This is a genomic window from Robertmurraya sp. GLU-23, assembly GCF_052983275.1.
Genome location: NZ_JBRKCV010000020.1, coordinates 14,765 through 33,096, shown reverse-complemented (window position 1 = coordinate 33,096; position 18,332 = coordinate 14,765). Strand labels below are relative to the sequence as shown.

At 41.0% G+C, this 18,332-nt stretch carries 17 protein-coding genes and 1 riboswitch; of the genes, 15 read left to right on the top strand and 2 right to left on the bottom strand.

Features of this window, described 5'->3' with window-relative positions:
• Positions 1-58 precede the first annotated feature (58 nt).
• Complete coding sequence (locus tag ACVBAX_RS22005) at positions 59-616, bottom strand: glycerol-3-phosphate acyltransferase (protein WP_447118846.1); 558 nt, start codon at positions 614-616, stop codon at positions 59-61.
• A 246-nt stretch (positions 617-862) separates the two neighbouring features.
• Positions 863-1,050: riboswitch (cobalamin riboswitch) on the top strand.
• 143 nt (positions 1,051-1,193) lie between these two features.
• On the opposite strand from ACVBAX_RS22005, the gene ACVBAX_RS22000 reads away from it, so the two are divergent.
• The 10 genes from ACVBAX_RS22000 to ACVBAX_RS21955 all read left to right on the top strand — a co-directional run bounded on the left by ACVBAX_RS22000 (position 1,194) and on the right by ACVBAX_RS21955 (position 11,043).
• A complete protein-coding gene (locus ACVBAX_RS22000; protein WP_447118844.1) occupies positions 1,194-2,171 on the top strand; it encodes a helical backbone metal receptor in 978 nt (325 codons plus the stop codon).
• Positions 2,134-3,195 carry a FecCD family ABC transporter permease gene (locus ACVBAX_RS21995; RefSeq protein WP_447118842.1) on the top strand — a complete coding sequence of 354 codons (1,062 nt, stop codon included), beginning with the start codon at positions 2,134-2,136 and terminating at the stop codon, positions 3,193-3,195. The genes ACVBAX_RS22000 and ACVBAX_RS21995 overlap by 38 nt, the downstream gene beginning before the upstream one ends.
• Position 3,196: 1 nt before the next feature.
• Positions 3,197-4,675 (top strand): adenosylcobinamide amidohydrolase, encoded by a 1,479-nt coding sequence (locus ACVBAX_RS21990; RefSeq protein ID WP_447118840.1) that lies wholly within the window; start codon positions 3,197-3,199, stop codon positions 4,673-4,675.
• A complete protein-coding gene (gene cobS / locus ACVBAX_RS21985) occupies positions 4,621-5,499 on the top strand; it encodes an adenosylcobinamide-GDP ribazoletransferase (RefSeq protein ID WP_447118838.1) in 879 nt (292 codons plus the stop codon). Before ACVBAX_RS21990 ends, cobS begins: the two co-directional genes overlap by 55 nt.
• A complete protein-coding gene (locus ACVBAX_RS21980; RefSeq protein ID WP_447118836.1) occupies positions 5,448-6,044 on the top strand; it encodes a histidine phosphatase family protein in 597 nt (198 codons plus the stop codon). The genes cobS and ACVBAX_RS21980 overlap by 52 nt, the downstream gene beginning before the upstream one ends.
• A 13-nt stretch (positions 6,045-6,057) precedes the next feature.
• A complete protein-coding gene (locus ACVBAX_RS21975; RefSeq protein ID WP_447118835.1) occupies positions 6,058-6,621 on the top strand; it encodes a cob(I)yrinic acid a,c-diamide adenosyltransferase in 564 nt (187 codons plus the stop codon).
• Positions 6,622-6,647: 26 nt separating this feature from the next.
• Entirely contained in the window at positions 6,648-7,031 is a 384-nt protein-coding gene (locus ACVBAX_RS21970) for a VOC family protein (protein ID WP_447118834.1), read from the top strand.
• Positions 7,032-7,155: 124 nt separating this feature from the next.
• The gene (locus ACVBAX_RS21965) at positions 7,156-8,244 is read left to right on the top strand and encodes a D-alanyl-D-alanine carboxypeptidase family protein (protein WP_447118833.1); all 1,089 of its coding nucleotides are present in this window, start codon (positions 7,156-7,158) and stop codon (positions 8,242-8,244) included.
• A 285-nt stretch (positions 8,245-8,529) separates the two neighbouring features.
• A complete protein-coding gene (locus tag ACVBAX_RS21960) occupies positions 8,530-9,603 on the top strand; it encodes a D-alanine--D-alanine ligase (protein WP_447118832.1) in 1,074 nt (357 codons plus the stop codon).
• 63 nt (positions 9,604-9,666) lie between these two features.
• Positions 9,667-11,043, top strand: coding sequence for a UDP-N-acetylmuramoyl-tripeptide--D-alanyl-D-alanine ligase (locus tag ACVBAX_RS21955; RefSeq protein WP_447118831.1), 1,377 nt, complete (start codon positions 9,667-9,669; stop codon positions 11,041-11,043).
• A 43-nt stretch (positions 11,044-11,086) separates the two neighbouring features.
• On the opposite strand, the gene ACVBAX_RS21950 is transcribed toward ACVBAX_RS21955, so the two are convergent.
• The gene (locus ACVBAX_RS21950) at positions 11,087-11,920 is read right to left on the bottom strand and encodes a Cof-type HAD-IIB family hydrolase (protein ID WP_447118830.1); all 834 of its coding nucleotides are present in this window, start codon (positions 11,918-11,920) and stop codon (positions 11,087-11,089) included.
• Between the two features lie 209 nt (positions 11,921-12,129).
• Between ACVBAX_RS21950 and ACVBAX_RS21945 the strand changes: the two genes are divergently transcribed.
• The 5 genes from ACVBAX_RS21945 (at position 12,130) to ACVBAX_RS21925 (ending at position 18,328) form a co-directional block, all read left to right on the top strand.
• Positions 12,130-12,822 carry an alpha/beta hydrolase gene (locus tag ACVBAX_RS21945; protein ID WP_430776738.1) on the top strand — a complete coding sequence of 231 codons (693 nt, stop codon included), beginning with the start codon at positions 12,130-12,132 and terminating at the stop codon, positions 12,820-12,822.
• A 341-nt stretch (positions 12,823-13,163) separates the two neighbouring features.
• The gene (locus ACVBAX_RS21940; protein WP_430776739.1) at positions 13,164-14,648 is read left to right on the top strand and encodes a DEAD/DEAH box helicase; all 1,485 of its coding nucleotides are present in this window, start codon (positions 13,164-13,166) and stop codon (positions 14,646-14,648) included.
• A 722-nt stretch (positions 14,649-15,370) separates the two neighbouring features.
• Positions 15,371-16,333, top strand: coding sequence for a UV DNA damage repair endonuclease UvsE (gene uvsE / locus ACVBAX_RS21935; protein WP_447118829.1), 963 nt, complete (start codon positions 15,371-15,373; stop codon positions 16,331-16,333).
• A 71-nt stretch (positions 16,334-16,404) separates the two neighbouring features.
• Positions 16,405-16,881, top strand: coding sequence for a PH domain-containing protein (locus tag ACVBAX_RS21930; RefSeq protein ID WP_430776741.1), 477 nt, complete (start codon positions 16,405-16,407; stop codon positions 16,879-16,881).
• Entirely contained in the window at positions 16,874-18,328 is a 1,455-nt protein-coding gene (locus ACVBAX_RS21925) for a PH domain-containing protein (RefSeq protein ID WP_447118828.1), read from the top strand. The genes ACVBAX_RS21930 and ACVBAX_RS21925 overlap by 8 nt, the downstream gene beginning before the upstream one ends.
• Positions 18,329-18,332: the final 4 nt, after the last annotated feature.

The window sequence follows — 18,332 nt, the reverse complement described above, 5'->3', positions numbered from 1 at the left end:
CCTGATTGGCTGCTGAAACATATAGTTTAATTCTGACAAAGTGTATAGCAACAATGTTTTAGAAAAGAGCCTTTATATTTGTTCGATGAGCAAAAAGAATCGTGATTATTGTGAGTACGATTATTCCGACGGATGTGTATGTATAAGTTTCAATAAAGAAATAGATCGGAAGAATGCATAGGCTTAGTAGACCAGACATAGTAAAGCTGCGGAACAAGGGATATGTGAGGCCGAAGCTTACGAGAATGACAATGGTTACGGTCGGTTCAAAAGCAATGATTCCTCCGAGAAAACTAGAGATCCCTTTTCCTCCCTTAAAGGAAAGGGTGATGGGCCAAATATGTCCTATAAGCACCAATAGGAATCCAACTAATTGAATCTCCTCTGAAAAGCCTAGCATTCTGCCAAGAAGGATAACCGCCGCTCCTTTAGACGCGTCTCCTAAAAAGGTAGCGACAAAGGCCGTCTTATTTAAACTTCGCCCGATATTACGAGCACCTACGTTTCCACTACCTACCTCCCGAATATCAATCTTTCCAAACAGTCTTCCAATAATGTATCCAAACATGATGCATCCAATAAAGTAGGAAACGAAGAAATAAACCACTACTACCATAGAACATGACCTCCGCGCTCTGTTGTATATATTCCATATTATGCTAAGCAAAACCTCTTCACAATAAGAAGTTACTGTCCACCCCAGACGGACAAAACAACCCCAAGTGTCCACGAGCGGTGACAGACACCCTCCGTGGACATTTTGGCCATTTTGTCCACGAAGGGTGTCTGTCACCTTTTTGTTAAAAAGGGGTTGCGTTTTTGGGGTTTTGTTGGTGTATAATCAGACGTAGCAGAAAATTTCATAATTCGACTAGTAGTAGGTGTCTTCATAACTGAAGACTTAAAAAGGAAGTTGGTGAAATTCCAACGCGGTCCCGCCACTGTAAATGGGAGCAAGCTGCAAGTAATGCCACTGTACGTGAACGTATGGGAAGGTTGCAGCAAGCAATGACCATAAGCCAGGAGACTCGCCTATTGCTATGCACCGAATTTCCTACGAGGATAGGAGTGGTGTGGCAGACTGTTACCTATTATTTTATTTCCAATTAGTGTAAAACGTCTATCATACCAGCATCTTCCTGCCTCTGTAGGAAGATGCTTTTTATTTTGTACATATCACAGGGGGAAAGAACATGCGTCAAAAATTTTACGCACTATTTGCATTACTCGTACTATCACTAGGAATTCTTGCTGGTTGTGGGAGCACAACTGAAAACACAGAAGAAAACCAAAACACAGAAGGTCAAACGGAACAAAGTGAACAACAAGCCGCCTTCCCACTTACACTTACAGATGCTTTAGACAATAAAGTGGTAATAGAAGAAGAGCCAAAGACCATTGTTTCATTAATTCCAAGTAACACAGAAATCGTGTATGAGTTAGGTCTAGGTGAGAAAGTAGTTGGTCTCTCTGATTATGACAACTACCCAGAAGAAACGGCTAAAGTTGAAAAAGTCGGCGGCATGGAATTTAATGTGGAAAAAATTGTTTCATTAAATCCTGATATCGTCTTAGCACATGAATCTTCCGCTTTATCTGCAGAAGCGGGGCTTACTCAATTAAAAGATGCTGGAATCACCGTGTTTGTTGTGAACGACGCAGTGAATTTTGAGGAAGTGTACGAAACCATTAACCTCATCGGACAAATGACCGGAACAACAGAAGAAGCAGAAGCATTAACAACTGATATGAAAACCAAGCTTGAAGAAATTAAGGAAAAAGCGGCAACTGTTACTGAAAAGAAAAATGTATTTGTAGAAGTTTCACCAGCACCAGACATTTACACACCAGGGAAAAACACGTTCATGGATATTATGCTTCAAGTGATCAATGCAGAAAATGCAGCAGGAGATCTAGATGGCTGGGCGAGCATCGACCAAGAATCGATTGTTGAGAGAAATCCAGACGTGATCATCACTACGTACGGCTACTATTCAGAAGATCCTGTAGGTCAAGTAACTTCTAGAGAAGGCTGGACGGATGTGACTGCCGTGAAAAATAAGCAGGTTGTAGATGTTCATTCCGATCTTGTCACACGACCAGGGCCAAGGCTCGTTGAAGGGGTAGAGGAACTTGCAAAAGCCGTATATCCGGAAGTATTTAATAACTAATCGAATAGCAGCCTACTTAATGGGTGCCTCGTTTCTCCTATTGGCTATAGTACTAGGCATCTCACTAGGAACCGTGAAAGTTCCAGTTTTAAGTACGATTCAAATATTACTTTCACAACTTTTTCCGTTTGTTTCACTAGATGGAATTGACCAAATGCATGTCAACATTGTTTCGAATATTCGCCTGCCAAGAGTCATCTTAGCAGGACTTGTTGGAGCGGCTCTAGCTATTGCTGGAGCTGCCTTTCAAGGTTTACTCAGAAATCCACTGGCAGACCCTTATACATTAGGAGTTTCCTCGGGTGCTTCAGTTGGAGCAGTTGTTACATTGTTTTTTCAACTGTCCCTTCCAGTCATTGGGGCATTTACCCTTCCTGTTCTCAGTATTTTGTTCTCTTTTATCACTATTTTCCTCGTTTTAGGTTTTGCACAAAAAATAGAGCGATCGATGCGGGTGGAGACGATTATCTTAACAGGAATCATTTTTAGTTCCTTTCTCGGTGCCCTTATCTCATTAATGATTGCCTTAACAGGTGAGGAGTTGCGTCAAATTATTGGTTGGCTACTAGGAAGCGTTTCCATGAGAGGGTGGGTATACATAAAAATTATTCTCCCATTCTTCCTTATAGGATCAGCTATCTTAATTTTTAACGGTAAAGAATTAAATGCGATGTCGTTTGGAGAGGAAAGAGCTCATCATCTAGGAGTGAATGTCCAACGAAGAAAGCATATTATTTTGATGGCGGGCTCCATGTTAACTGGCAGCGCAGTAGCTGTTTCAGGTACGATTGGTTTTGTTGGATTGGTTATTCCTCATTTAGCAAGAATGCTTTGGGGACCAGATCATAAACATCTACTTCCGTTATCGGTTCTTACTGGTAGTGCCTTTTTAATTTTAGCTGACTTAGTGTCAAGAACCATCATTGCTCCTATTGAGCTTCCAATTGGAGTGATTACCGCTCTGATCGGGGCACCTGTCTTTGCTGTGATTCTCCTAAAAACAAAAGCAGAAAGAAGTGGTTAACATGCTACACATTCAGCATGTCAGTGGTGGATACGCTGGTAATTCTATCGTAAAGGATATATCCTTTGAAGTGAGAAAAGGCGAGATGCTCGGAATTCTTGGACCGAATGGAAGCGGTAAGACCACACTTTTAAAAATGATAAGTGGAATTTTGCCGGCTTCTGAAGGAACCATTTCCATTGATGGTACTAAGCTGTCCAATTATACTCCCAAGGAGCTTGCTAAGCTGATTGCGGTGTTGCCTCAGCATGCAGCAGATCCATTTTCCTACACGGTAAAAGAAACCGTATCACTTGGGCGTTATGCCCATCAAAGAGGCTGGTTTCATAGCTGGAGCACAGAAGATGAGGAAACGGTTTTAAGAGTCATGGAGCAAACGGGAACATTGAGCCTCCAACACCGAAATATTCAAGACTTATCTGGTGGAGAGAGACAAAGGGTTTACTTAGCTCAGGCACTTGCTCAGGAACCACGTATCCTTCTTCTTGATGAACCAACCAACCATTTAGATTTAAGCTATCAAAAAGAGTTGTTTGATCTGTTAAAAAAGTGGTCAAAGGAATGTGAACTAATGGTTGTTTCCATTTTCCATGATCTCAATTTAGCGGGCTTATACTGCGACAGACTTCTACTCCTTCACGAGGGGAAGATTGTAATAGAAGATACTCCGAACGAAGTGTTGAAACAAGATCGAATTCAAACCGTTTATCATACGAAAATTGCCAAACAGCCTCATCCAAAGGTTCCGGTTCCACAAATGGTGTTATTACCAGAGTGGGAAAATGACCAGATAGAAGATGTATATCAAATTGATCCATCAGTGATTCATGCTTCATCAGAAAGAATTGTAGTAAAAACGGAGCAACCCTTAAAAACGATGAGCTCTGGAGTAATTGGTTCTGGAACGGGTTGGTATCAGAACTTTGTTAATCGCCATGTAGACAAAACCTATAATTGTAGTGACCATAAAAAAGAAATGGCCCACTACTTAGAAAGAAATGGGTTCCTTCCAGGGGAAACGGTTGGAATGATGACCGCTGTTAAGCTTGAAGATGTCTCTTATAAGCTTTATATAGATGGCCAGGTTTCCATTTTTATTGTCGTGACGGCAGGTGTTGGAAATGCCATAGACGCATCTGTTATGGATCGAGAAGTGTTTGATTATACGCCCGGTACCATCAATACGTGGATCTTTGTAAACGGTGAATTGTCTGAGGAAGCATTTATCCAATCCATCATGACCGCAACAGAAGTAAAGGTGAAGGTTTTGCAAAATGAAGAAGTGCTTGATTTAAACACCGGGACAATTGCAACAGGTACTTCAACAGATAGCATCTTAATTGCAGCTACGCAAAAGGGGACATCCATTGAATATGCAGGCTCCTTTACTCAACTAGGTCGATTAATTAGCCGAGGAGTCCTCGAATGTACAACGGAAGCCATTCGGAAATCCCGATTGAGAAAAGAAGGCATGAGTTAATCTCGGTCAAAATTGTTCCTGGAGGAAAAGCTGTGAAAACGGTCCGTGCATTTCTATTAAACTTACAATTTTTTACATCAATTCCTGTTAACATGAACTTGCCAATGGATGCCATACATATGAAACGTGCGGTTGGCATGTTCCCATTATTAGGAATTTTACAAGGAGGCATGTATTCGGTCCTTCTTTTCACCTTAATAGAGTGGACCCCATTATCGACAGTCGCCATTGCTTTCATCTTATGGTTGGCTTGGATCTTCTTTACAGGAGGTCTTCATCTAGACGGTTGGATGGATGCAAGCGATGCGTTCTTTTCCTATCGCGACAAGGAAAAACGATTAGAAATTATGAGCGATCCCCGAACAGGAGCATTTGGTGTGTTATCTGCTATTGTGCTGTTAAGTGGTCGCTATTTGTTTTTATATGAAATCACGAGTTTTGCTCATTCTTACACTTACATCATCATCCTGTTCATTCCTTTTTTCAGTAGGGGAGTGATGGGTGCGTTATTAGTGCTTGCTCCACTGGCAAAGAATGAGGGACTTGCAGCGTTTTTTAGAGAACGGTTGAGCAAGATCTCTTTACTCAGTTATCCTTTCTATTGTATGGTCATGTTAATAGGATTAGCCCTGTTCTTTCCAGCGATTACTCCCGTGTTCCTCTTGTTATTAGCAAGTGCTTTTCTATGTTTTCTATTAATCCGAAAAAAAACAGTGCACTGGTTTGGCGGAATAACCGGAGATGTGTTAGGAGCATCTGCAGAAGGGACGGAATGGTTTTTATGGATGATTGTGTGGTTATGGCATTATGCAGGCATGGCCTAACAGAGGCAAATAAAAAAAGAGCCTATCTAGGCTGGACGGATTCCCCTTTATGCCATCAACCCTCACCATTAGTAACGACCTATGAAGGGTATTTTACGAGCGATTTAGGACGTTGTGTTGCCACGTTACAAGCATTCTTTCCTGAGGTAGAACCAATCCGAATGAATGAGCTAAGGGAGATGCATTTTGGTGACTTTGAGGGTTGTACCTTTGACGACTTAAAGGATAATGAAGAGTATAATCAATGGCTTGATCATTACAAAGAAGCAGCCACACCTAATGGCGAAAGCTTTCAGCAATTTGTAAGAAGAATTGATATGGGGTGGAACAAAATGATTTCGGAAGTGAAAAATAATCATTGGAAACGTTCGTTTGTAGTCACTCATGCAGGTGTGATCAGGCATTTATTAGCTAGATTTGCACCAGACGAACGAGCATACTGGGACTGGAGTGTGTCCCATGATTATTATTATGAATTACTATTTTCGAAAAGAGCCTTTGAAAAGGGAGAACGAGCCTTTTCACTAAATAAAGTATCCATTTAAAGGGGATGAGCAAATGAAGATTTACACAAAGACGGGAGATAAGGGGCAAACAAGTATCATCGGTGGAAGAGTGGATAAGGATGATATCCGAGTGGAAGCGTATGGGACGATTGACGAAGTGAATAGCTTTGTTGGACAAGCGGCATCTGAGCTCAATGAAGATGTGTTTGCGGATGTTCTTGCAGACTTGGAGAAAATTCAGCATGAGTTATTTGACTGCGGAGGAGATTTAGCTAATGTAACGGCTAAGCGTGTTCCGAAGCTTACTGAGGATGCAGTTCAGTACTTAGAGCAAAGAATTGATGTGTATACCGAGGAAGCGCCACCGCTTGAACGATTTATTTTACCAGGAGGAACAAAGGCTTCTGCTACGATTCATATTGCTCGTACCGTTGCTCGTCGCGCTGAGCGTCTAATTGTCAGTTTATCAAAGGCAGATTCGACCACCCCAACTGTGTGCTTACAGTATGTAAACCGCCTTTCAGATTACTTTTTTGCTTTGGCGAGAGTAATAAATTTCCGTTTAGGTGTCAAAGATGTGGAATATGTAAGAAGTGCGAAGGTGTTTCGAAATTAGATAATGTAGGGAAGAGGAGATTGTCGATGGAAGTTAAGCTTGGTTATGTCATTTTGTACGTGGACAGCTTAGAAAAAACAAAGCAATTTTATAGTGAACTACTCGGGTTAAAGCTTCGAAATGAGTTTGGTTCCTACATTGAATATGAAACAGGCTCGACGATCTTAAGCATGAATACAAGGGCGGGCGGAAGAGAAGTGACGGGATTGCCTATCCCAGATGGTATTCAAAGAAGTCATACGTTTGAGTTAGGTTTTGTGACAGAGAATGTCGAGGGGCTTGTAGACCGACTTCGTCAAGCGGGAGTACCTGTTTTGCTTGAGCCCACAGAGAAACCATGGGGCCAAAAGGTTGCTTATGTGGAAGATCCAGACGGGCATTATATTGAAATATGCACTCCTACTCCTTAAAAGAAAAATCGATCCTTTTGTTATGAAGGGTCGATTTTTTTATGCTTTTTTATTGGATTTAAGTATATAAAAACCATCAAATTCAAAAAATAATTCTTGCTACTGATGTTAGAAAGGGGATAGAATGAGACACTTAAAATGGATACTCGTATGTTTAGTACTTTTGTCAACGGTGATAGCTGTTCCAACCAGAAGCCATGCCATTGCTGCAAAAGGGGCTATATTAATGGAGCAAGAATCAGGACGAGTATTATTTGAAAGAGATGCTCACACGCCAATGCGTATTGCTAGTATCACGAAGATTATGACTGCGACATTAGCGATTGAATCTGGGAAAATGAATGAGATGGTGACCATCAGTAAAAAGGCATCCGTCACGGAAGGGTCCTCTCTCTATTTACAACCTGGTGATAAAATAAAACTAGAAGACCTTGTATATGGATTAATGCTACGTTCTGGAAATGATGCAGCTGTGGCTATAGCCGAACATGTGGGAGGAAGCCTAGAACATTTCGTGAAAATGATGAATAAAAAGGCGAAAGAAATTGGCATGACCAAAACGGTATTTGCGAACCCGCATGGCTTAGATGACCATGAAAATCATTATTCTACAGCCTACGACATGGCCTTGCTCACCAAATATGCGATGCAAAATGAAGAGTACCGTAAAATTTCAGGAACAAAGGAATATCATTGCAAAAGTTTAAATCGTTCAATCGGAACGTGGTTTAATAAAAATAAGCTTCTTACGATTCTATACCCATATTCAACAGGTGGAAAAACAGGCTATACTATTCGAGCGAAACGCACTCTTGTATCAACGGCAGAAAAAGATGATTTAAAATTGATTGTCGTCACGATCAATGACCGGCAAGATTGGAAAGACCATATGTCCCTATTTAACATGGCCTTTCAAAAATATGAGCGAGTAGAGGTAGTTAGCCAAGAGAAATTTGCCTCCTTCCAGGGCTCTTACTTAGGTGGGGTTGTACCAGAACATGAAATCGTCTATCCAATGACAAAAGAGGAAAAAGAAAGTGTTGAAGTCAAATTTAAGCCATCTAAACAAAAGGACATGCGAAAAGGAAAAGTAGGCGAGCTTAAAGTACTTGTTCTAGGGAAAGAGATTGGAAAGACAGATCTACTCGGAGAAGATCTTCCAAAACCAGAGAACGAAGACAATGACTCCTGGTTGAAGAGGCTTTTTAACTAGGTGCTTTGATATTAAAGAGTATCTAGTCGATTGGAGCTCGAGGCGCTTGACTCCTGGAAAGCAAGCGCCTGGAGCGGAAAACACCTTTAAAATTTGAGGCGCATAAATTTATGCGTCTTTTTATTTTGGTAATAGGAAAAAGGTTGTGAAGCAAGCTAGTTATGACATAGGTATAGAACGAAGGGCTTAGGGAAAAAAACTACATAAATGCACAGAAGTACGGTTCCTTTCTTAAAATAGATAGTGGTAAAATAGTAAAGGCAATGACTATATGGAGGTACGTTTATGAAAACGAAGTTAGGGTTATTATACGGTGGGAAATCTGCTGAACATAAAGTGTCGTTACAAACAGCATTAGCAGTCATTAATGCGCTTGATCATAGCAAATTTGAAATACATCCTATTTATATAACGGAAAGTGGTAGCTGGGTAAGTGGCGGGCTATTAACTGGCCCGGTTGAAACGGTAAAAGAATTAATTTTTACAGAAGGTGATGCTCTCCCGCCAACCTCTTTAACACCAGCGTTATCAAGCAAAGGGGAAGAAGCTGGCTATGATGTCATTTTCCCACTTCTTCATGGTCCGAACGGGGAAGATGGTACCGTCCAAGGATTACTAGAACTGTTAAACCTTCCGTATGTAGGAAATGGAGTTCTCTCTTCTTCTGTAGGAATGGATAAAGTATTAATGAAAAATGTATTTGCTCAAGCTGGTTTGCCACAGGTGAACTATGTATCTTTTATCCGCAGCAGTTTTGAACAAAACACAGAAGAAGCTTATAATCAGGTAGAGGCAGAGCTTGGCTATCCTTGTTTTGTTAAACCAGCAAACCTTGGATCTAGCGTTGGAATTAGCAAATGTTCCAACCGTGAGGATCTTGCACTAGCATGTAAAGAAGCTTTCCAATTTGATCGTAAAATCATTATCGAGCAAGGGGTGACAGCAAGAGAAGTCGAAATTGCTGTATTAGGAAATGATGACCCTGAATGCTCGGTTGCTGGAGAAATTGTACCTAAGGTTGAATTTTACGATTATAAAGCAAAATACGAAGATGGAAATACAGCTTTAATCATTCCAGCTGAAATTAGTGAGGAAGAGTACAGCCAGTTGAAGGAATTAGCGATAAAAGCATTCAAAGCACTGGATTGCTCAGGACTAGTTCGTGCGGATTTCTTTTTAACAAAAGACGGGAAGGCTTATATTAATGAAGTGAATACGATGCCAGGATTCACGCCGTTTAGCATGTTCCCTCTGCTATGGAAGCATACTGGCGTAGAATATCCAAAGTTAATTGAAAAGCTAGTGGACCTTGCCAAAGAGCGCCACGCGGAAAAGCAAAAAATCAAGTATACGTTTTAATGGAGGCACGGCAAGTAATTGCCGTGTTTTCCTTCATTATCGGAATGAGTAGGAGGAACGAGAGTGATAAAAAGAACCATTAAAAAACTATCGGAAATGATGACGGTCATAAATGAAGTGGGTCCGTTTGAACAGGTCGAGATTTCTGGAGTCTCGATTGATTCGAGGAAGATAGATAAGGGGAATTTATTTGTCCCTTTTAAAGGGGCCCATTCGGATGGTCACCAATTTGTAGAAGCGGCTATTCAAGATGGTGCGGCTGCCGCACTATGGCAAAAGGATGTGCCTAACCCACCTGTTGGACTTCCGATTCTAATCGTTGAAAATACATTAGAGGCCTTACAGCAGCTTTCACGTAGTTATCGAAATGAGCTTCATGTTAAAGTAGTAGGCATAACAGGTAGTAACGGGAAAACGACAACGAAGGATATGACCGCGAACCTCCTTTCTCTTTCCTATAAGGTACAAAAGACGGAAGGGAATTTTAATAATCATATTGGCTTGCCTTTAACATTGTTAAGACTTGAAGAGGACACGGATATTGCCGTTGTTGAAATGGGAATGAGTGCACTAGGGGAAATTGAGTTTTTGTCAAAGCTAGCAAAACCAGATGTGGTGATTGTGACAAATATCGGAGAATCCCACTTACAGGACTTAGGTAGCAGGGAAAATATTGCGAAAGCAAAGCTCGAGATCATTTCAGGAATCAATGAGAATGGCTTGATTGTTTATAATGGAGACGAGCCACTTCTACGTAAAGGACTATCACATTATGAGGGAAGTGCAAAGCTCCAAACATTTGGTCGTTCTAGTGAAAACACCTTATACCCGGTATCAATCGACCAAAAGGATGACGGCAGTACCTTTACGATGAATAAAGTGGATGGGGAGTTTCATTTGCCGGTTCTTGGTACCCATAATATTTTAAATGCTTTAGGGTCCATGCTCATTGCGAACTACTTTGATGTTCCATTTGAAAAGATGAATAAGGGCTTTGCTCAATTGAAACTGACAAGCATGCGAATGGAGCTTGTTCCTGGAGCGAAAGGTGAGAAAATCATCAATGATGCTTATAATGCGAGTCCAACTAGCATGAGGGCAGCAATCGATTTGGTAACCACTCTTTCTGGTTATGAGAAAAAGATTCTTGTTCTCGGTGATATGCTGGAGCTTGGCCCAAATGAAGAGAATTTCCATTATGAAATCGGGTCTGGTGTGAATAAGGCAGCAATCGACTATGTATTTACATATGGGAAGCTCGGTCAATTCATAGCAGAGGGAGCAAAGTCTATACTCCCAGAGGATCGAGTAAAAGCTTATGAAAGTAAACCGGATTTGATTTCCGAATTAAAGAAATACACGGACGATAAGACTCTTTTGCTTGTGAAAGCATCGAGAGGAATGCGTCTAGAAGAAGTAGTTCATGAGTTGCAGAAATAGATAGAACAAACGTCCCGGGGAAAAGTTCCGGGACGTTTGTTATTTACTTAGTTACGATTTCTACCTTCGAAAGAATAAAATCCTCAACCACTTGAGCCACACCATCATTGTTGTTTGTGTCGGTTACGTGATTAGCAATATCTTTAATCGCGTCTGGTGCGTTCCCCATCGCGACGCCAAGGCCGGCAAATTCAATCATCGTAATATCGTTGTAGCTATCACCGATCGCGATTACTTCTTCAGCCTTTATGCCAAGCTTTTGAGTTAATTGATGGAGGCTTGTTCCTTTTGTCACGTTCAGAGCGGTAAATTCTAAGAAGAAAGGCTTCGAACGGAACACACTTACTTCCTCTCCTACTTCCTTAATAAGTGTTTGTTCAACATTTACAAGAATATCTGGATGTGCAAGCATCATGGCTTTTACAACAGGCTCTGTGATGGTTGCCTTGAATTGATCAACGATTTGCATAGGAAGACCTGTAATTGTGGCTTCAATATCTGCATATTCGTTGGCCTCTTCAATGACAATGGATTCATCTTTATAAGATAAAATACCCACACCTTCGCGTTTGCTCAAGTCGTATAGACGGTGAGCCATTTCACTTGAGAGTGTAGAATTAAACATTTCTTCATGGGTTTTAGCGTTTATGATTTTTGAGCCGTTAAAGGAAAGTATATAGCTTCCGTATTGATCTAGTTGTAAATCCTTCGCAATCGAAACCATTCCGAATGTTGGTCGGCCAGAAGCCAGAACCACTTTCACCCCAAGCTCTTGCGCGGCCATTAAAGCTTCTTTGTTTCTTTTTGAAAGAGTATGTTCGTCATTGAGCAAAGTATCGTCTAAATCTAACACAATCATTTTGTATGGAAGAGTCATAATAACATCCTTTCTTTAAAGCGTTACTCTATCATCCTACTACATTATGACTCTCACGAATAGCAGAAATCATTGGAGAATAAATATAACCAATGGCTAATTAAACCCGAATCCTCTCTAAAAGTGTAAAATTACAATAATAAATCTTCCTTTTACAGAAATAGGGTGTAAAATAGAAATGTAAAGTAATTGGTAAAGGGGGAGAAAAGGTGATTGGTTGTCTATGTATCCATGGTTTTACCGGTGCACCTTTTGAGGTGGAGCCGTTAGTTTTATTTTTACAGAAACATACAGACTGGCGAATCGTTACACCAACTCTTCCAGGACATGGTGAAACCCTACAACTTAAGGGAGTCGCCTACCATGATTGGATTGATCACGCGGAAAGAGAATTACAGTCTCTTTTAGAAACATGTGATGAAGTGTATGTGATTGGTTTTTCAATGGGGGGAATGATCGCTAGCTATTTAGCGGTTCATTATCCGGTCGATAAGCTTGTTTTGTTGAGTGCGGCTGCCTATTATATGAATCCAAAGCAATTGGCATTAGATATAAAAGAAATGGTGAAAGATACGTTTAGAGGTGGATTATTAGAAAATGAAATGTTTCTCCGCTATAAACGAAAAATAAAAGAAACGCCATTAGCAGCGACGATGCAATTTAGACGATTGGTAACTAATGTTCGACCGTTGCTGCCTGAGATTCATATCCCAACCTTTATTGCACAAGGCAATGTGGATGGAATTGTTCCTCCAAAAAGTGCTCGTTTCCTTTTTGAAAGAATCAGTGCGACGGAAAAGAAAATCGTTTTTTATCAGAATGCGAAGCACCTGATTTGCCACTGCGAGGAAAGAAATGAGCTGTTTGAAGAAGTGTTATCGTTTCTTAAAGGGGAGGAATAGGAGGAGACCTATTTCATTGCATTCAGTTCCTTAAGATGGTAAGATAACTTCAAAGTGACAACGAGAAGGATAACTTTCGGACATACTCCACTTGGGGAATGTCTTTTTTCACTTTTATATACTTGTTCACTTTATAGTGATTAAGACGGTTGGGTGTGTTACCTGACTTATAGATGCTAAATTACCTTATACATAGTGAAACTTCTGATTGCTCTTATTTACCTAAAGAGCACTTTTCATAAGATGCCGTATGCAGAGAAAGTTTCACTTCGTCCCCCTTACGCCGGGGAAAGTGGACACGGGATAATATTTTTCGTTACAAAAGGAGATTGGTAACATTGATGACAAAGTTTCAAGATTTAGGTATTAGTCCAGCAACGATGAAGTCGTTAAAGAGAATGGGCTTTGAGGAAGCGACTCCGGTACAAGCACAAACCATTCCACTTAGCTTGGAAAACAAGGACTTGATCGGGCAAGCACAGACGGGAACAGGAAAAACAGCTGCCTTTGGAATTCCTTTAATCGATAAGATTGATGTTAACTCGAATGTAGTACAAGGAATTGTTATTGCACCAACAAGAGAGTTAGCGATCCAAGTATCTGAAGAGCTATACAAAATTGGCTACGGAAAACGAGCAAGAGTTCTATCTATTTACGGTGGGCAAGATATCAATAGACAAATTCGTGCTTTGAAAAAATTCCCTCAAATCATTGTAGGAACTCCAGGAAGAATTCTTGATCACATTAACAGAAAAACGCTTCGCCTTGAAAATGTACACACAGTGATATTGGATGAGGCAGATGAGATGTTAAACATGGGCTTTATTGAGGATATTGAGTCTATTCTTGCCCAAACTCCAGAGGAGCGTCAAACTCTATTATTCTCAGCAACGATGCCTGCACCGATCCAACGTATGGCTGAGAAGTTTATGAAGAATCCTGAAGTTGTTAAAGTAAAAGCGAAGGAAATGACAGTCCCTGCCATTGAACAATTTTACGTAGAAGTTCAGGAAAAGAGTAAGTTTGATATCTTAACGCGCCTATTGAATATTCAAGCGCCAGAGCTTGCGATTGTATTCGGTCGTACAAAGCGTAGAGTTGATGAGCTTTCAGAAGCCTTAAATTTACGCGGGTATATGGCTGAAGGAATTCATGGTGATTTAAGCCAAGCGAAACGTATGTCTGTTTTGAAAAAGTTTAAAGAAGGGTCGATTGATGTGCTAGTGGCAACAGATGTTGCTGCACGTGGACTTGATATTTCTGGTGTTACTCACGTGTACAATTTCGATATTCCACAAGACCCTGAAAGCTATGTACACCGTATTGGTCGTACAGGCCGAGCTGGTAAAACAGGTATGGCGATGACGTTAATTACGCCAAGAGAAAAATCATACCTATCAGTGGTAGAAAAAACGATCAAGAGAAAGATGGATAAAATGGTCCCTCCAACTTTAGATGAGGCATTAGAAGGACAGCAAAAAGCAGCCATCGAAAAAATTCTCCAATCGATCGAATCTGAGAACTTACAATATTACAAGCAGGCGGCGGATGAGCTTTTAGAACAACAAGATGCATCCACAATCGTGGCAGCGGTTCTCAAAATGCTAACGAAGGAGCCGGATTCAACACCGGTGACGTTAACGGAAGAGAAACCATTACCAATGAAAAAAGATTTCCGTAGCAATGACCGCCGTGGAAAGTATGATTCTAAGAATAGAAGCAAAGGTTCTTACAAGCCAAGACAGGGTCAAGGTCAAGGCAATCGCCGTTCGAACCACAGTGGCTCTAACAGAACGGATTCAAGATCGAATAGCTATAATCGTTAAATGTGTTTGAACCCCTAGCTGGAAAGCTAGGGGTTTTTTATATGACGTTTAAGGCAACTGTTTTCCTAGTTTACACGTCATAAGTGTGTTTTTATGACGTGTAAACGCATGCGAATTCCAGTTCGCGCGTCATAAGCGATTACTTATGACGTGAACGCACCTGTTTTTCCGTTCACAGGCGTCATAAGTGAGTTTTTATGACGTGTAAACGCATGCGAATTCCAGTTCGCGCGTCATAAACGATTACTTATAACGTGAACGCACCTGTTTTTCCGGTCACAGGCGTCATAAGTGAGTTTTTATGACGTGTAAACGCATTCGAATTCCAGCTCACGCGTCATAAACGATAACTATAACGTGAACGCACCTGTTTTTCCGTTCACAGGCGTCATAAGTGAGTTTTTATGACGTGTAAACGCAATCGAATTCCAGCTGGCGCGTCATAAACGATTACTTATAACGTGAACGCACCTGTTTTTCCGGTCACAGGCGTCATAAGTGTGTATTTATGACGTGTAAAAGCAACCGAATTCCAGCTCGCGCGTCCATAAAGGTTATTACAGGATATAATTTCTAAATTGACTTCAAGAAGGCAGACCTCCTGTGAAGATTCGTCTTATGCAAGTCGGGGCTAACCTTAGCGACTCCTCTTTATCTCATACATACTACAGCTCAATTGCCATAAACTATGCAAAAACATGATAACGAAGGTGATCTGAAAAATGATTGTTCGACTTGGGTATGTGGCGATGAGCATGGAGCTGCAAAATGCGTCTCCTTCACAGACGATGACGTATAAACAATTCTCGCAAATTTCTGACCGGGAAGCAGCGATTCAGAAGCTTGAGCGAATAGCAGTTAACAATCTAACAAACTGCCTACGACTTCTTAAGCATAATGTAGCAAATGAGATCCATTTTTTCCGCTTTAGTTCCAAGCTCATTCCGCTTGCTAATCATGAGGAATTGACCGACTGGAAGTATATGAGACCGTTAAAAGGTATCCTAAAAGAAATCGGGCAATATTTACAAGATCATCCGATGCGAGTGGATTTCCATCCTGATCATTTTGTCCTATTGAACTCCAAAAGCACCGACATATTAAATAATTCGATAAAAACCCTTGCGATGCATGAAGCCTTGCTCAAAGGAATGGGAATTGACCCTGAGCACCGTTGTGTTATGCATGTAGGTGGGGCCTATAAGGATAAAGAAAAAGCTCTTGAGCAGTTTATACATAACTGGGCATATGTTCCGACTTCTATTCAGCGGATGATTATGTTGGAAAATGATGATATCACCTTTCACCTCGAAGATACGTTGTATTTATGCGAAAAGCTAGGGATTCCTTTAGTATTCGACTATCACCACCATTTAGCGAATCATGAAAATCCAGACTGGGAAAAGGAATGGAATCGTGTTCTGTCGACTTGGAGTTTATCAAAGTTACCCATAAAAATGCATATCTCTAGCCCAAAGTCTGAGAAAGAATATCGTGCCCATGCGGATACCATTGACCCTGAAATGTTTTTGCGTTTTTTACATACGATTAAAGGATCTATTGGTGAGATACATTGTATGATTGAAGCGAAAAAAAAGGATGCCGCTCTATTTCAACTAGTGGAGGATTTAAAGGGAGAAAATAGCATAAGTTGGTTGGATCAATCAAGTTTTGAAATACAATAATGAAACTTATTTCCTGCTCAAACCGTATGAAAGTGAGAAGAGCTTATATGGAGTAGGGGGAACTTGCAAATATGAATGAACCACAGAAACGAATTTCAGACAAGGCCCTTTCGGTATGGCGAATGACAGGAGCCTTTTCCTCTGTCATTGTTGCGATTTTGGCAGGGGGAGTCATATCGCTTTCAAGTATATTCTCCTGGCCCATTTGGATCCCAATAGCTGGGATTGCAGTAGCCATTTTACATGTCTATTTATACGTGTATTTATTTCCTATGCTACGCTGGAAAAGGTGGCGCTATGAGGTAAGAGAGCAAGAAATCGAGCTCCAACAAGGGGTGTTTGTTGTAAAGAGAACGCTTGTCCCGATGATCAGGGTACAACATGTTGATACAAGGCAGGGACCTCTTTTGAAAAGGTATGGACTTGCTACCGTTGACGTGTCTACAGCGGCAACCGTGCACGAAATCCCTGCTCTTCCTATGGAGGAGGCAGAGGAGCTTCGTTTATTTATTTCAAGATTAGCTAGGGTGGCGGATGAAGATGTCTAATTCGAAACGACTTCATCCCATATCAGCAGTGACGAATTTTTTCAAACAGCTTAAAGAGCTTATTGTCCCTTTTGTTGCCTTCTTTGTTTTTGGATCAAGGGCATCAGAGGGAGACCTTTGGTTTTTTGTAGGTTCCATTGCTGTCGTGCTTGTGGTACTTGGACTGGGAGTATTAAATTGGCTCCGTTTCTCCTACCGATTGGAAGAGGAGGAGCTACGAATGGAGTATGGCTTACTAGTAAGAAAGAAGCGGTACATCCCATTTGATCGTATTCAAAGTCTTGATTTTTCTGAAGGAATCCTCCACCGGCCCTTTGGTCTGGTAAAAGTGAAGGTAGAAACAGCTGGATCGAGTGGTGCAGCGGATGCTGAGGCGGTTCTTACTGCCATTACAAAGGAAGAAGCGAATTGGATACAAGAAACGATTGCCCAGGCTAAGAACAAGCTTGCAGAAGAGGCTGTCGATACAAAAGTGGAAGATACAGTAGAAGAACATGTGATTTATAAAATTACCTCTAAAGAACTTCTGTTGTTAGCTACTACCTCTGGTGGGGTGGGAGTGGTTCTTTCAGCCATGGTGGCCTTTTTGTCTCAATTAGATGATCTGATCCCTTATGAGAGTGCCTATCGTGAAGTAGAGAAGATGATATCAAATGGTATCGTTATCGTTGCTGTACTCGTCTTTCTAGGGTTCTTACTTGCTTGGATAGTAGCATTAATTGGAACGATGGTGAAATTCGCTCAATTTACCGTTAAGAAAACAGAAAGTGAAATCATTATATCAAGGGGCTTGTTAGAAAAGAGACAAATCACCATTCCGTTGAATCGAATCCAAGCCGTTCGTATTTCAGAAAATATTCTAAGGCAGCCCTTTGGATTATGTTCGGTTTATATTATTAGTGCGGGTGGTTCTGTAAGAAACACAGAGGGGTCGAAGGTGCTTTTACTACCCGCTGTGAAAAAAGTGCAGGTTGCTCATATCCTGCAGCAGCATCTTCCGATTTCATTGACTTCACAGACATTTAATAAGCCGCCGAAGCGATCCCTTCCAAGGTATTTGCTCCGTGGATCATTGGTGGTTGTTCCATTGGTGATCGCTGCGATAACCATTTTTAAACTATGGGGTTTACTGTCGATTATGCTTTTCGTGTTCTCTAGTGCCTGGTCATATTTAATATATAAGGATGCGGGATGGAGTATTGAGGGTCAGCAGTTAAATATCCAATATCGAGGCTTAATTAAGCATACACTATTTATGAAAAAGCCTAATGTGCAATCACTGGACTACAAAGAAAGTATCTTTCAAAAAAGAAAGAATCTTGCCACGATGACAAGCCTCATTAAATCGGGGATGGGAGCAATCGGAGGAACGATTGTTGATATTGAAAAGGAGGATGCCAGAGAGATTTATCAATGGTATTCACATAGCCAAAAAGCGCCTTTTTGAGGCG

Coding starts and splice junctions, on each gene's coding strand:
- ACVBAX_RS22000 (WP_447118844.1), top strand. CDS start 1,194: ATGCGTCAAAAATTTTACGCACTATTTGCATTACTCGTACTATCACTA.
- ACVBAX_RS21970 (WP_447118834.1), top strand. CDS start 6,648: ATGGAAGTTAAGCTTGGTTATGTCATTTTGTACGTGGACAGCTTAGAA.
- ACVBAX_RS21990 (WP_447118840.1), top strand. CDS start 3,197: ATGCTACACATTCAGCATGTCAGTGGTGGATACGCTGGTAATTCTATC.
- ACVBAX_RS21980 (WP_447118836.1), top strand. CDS start 5,448: ATGGTTTTTATGGATGATTGTGTGGTTATGGCATTATGCAGGCATGGC.
- ACVBAX_RS22005 (WP_447118846.1), bottom strand. CDS start 616: ATGGTAGTAGTGGTTTATTTCTTCGTTTCCTACTTTATTGGATGCATC.
- ACVBAX_RS21965 (WP_447118833.1), top strand. CDS start 7,156: ATGAGACACTTAAAATGGATACTCGTATGTTTAGTACTTTTGTCAACG.
- uvsE (WP_447118829.1), top strand. CDS start 15,371: ATGATTGTTCGACTTGGGTATGTGGCGATGAGCATGGAGCTGCAAAAT.
- ACVBAX_RS21950 (WP_447118830.1), bottom strand. CDS start 11,920: ATGACTCTTCCATACAAAATGATTGTGTTAGATTTAGACGATACTTTG.
- ACVBAX_RS21940 (WP_430776739.1), top strand. CDS start 13,164: ATGACAAAGTTTCAAGATTTAGGTATTAGTCCAGCAACGATGAAGTCG.
- ACVBAX_RS21930 (WP_430776741.1), top strand. CDS start 16,405: ATGAATGAACCACAGAAACGAATTTCAGACAAGGCCCTTTCGGTATGG.
- ACVBAX_RS21925 (WP_447118828.1), top strand. CDS start 16,874: ATGTCTAATTCGAAACGACTTCATCCCATATCAGCAGTGACGAATTTT.
- ACVBAX_RS21960 (WP_447118832.1), top strand. CDS start 8,530: ATGAAAACGAAGTTAGGGTTATTATACGGTGGGAAATCTGCTGAACAT.
- ACVBAX_RS21975 (WP_447118835.1), top strand. CDS start 6,058: ATGAAGATTTACACAAAGACGGGAGATAAGGGGCAAACAAGTATCATC.
- cobS (WP_447118838.1), top strand. CDS start 4,621: ATGTACAACGGAAGCCATTCGGAAATCCCGATTGAGAAAAGAAGGCAT.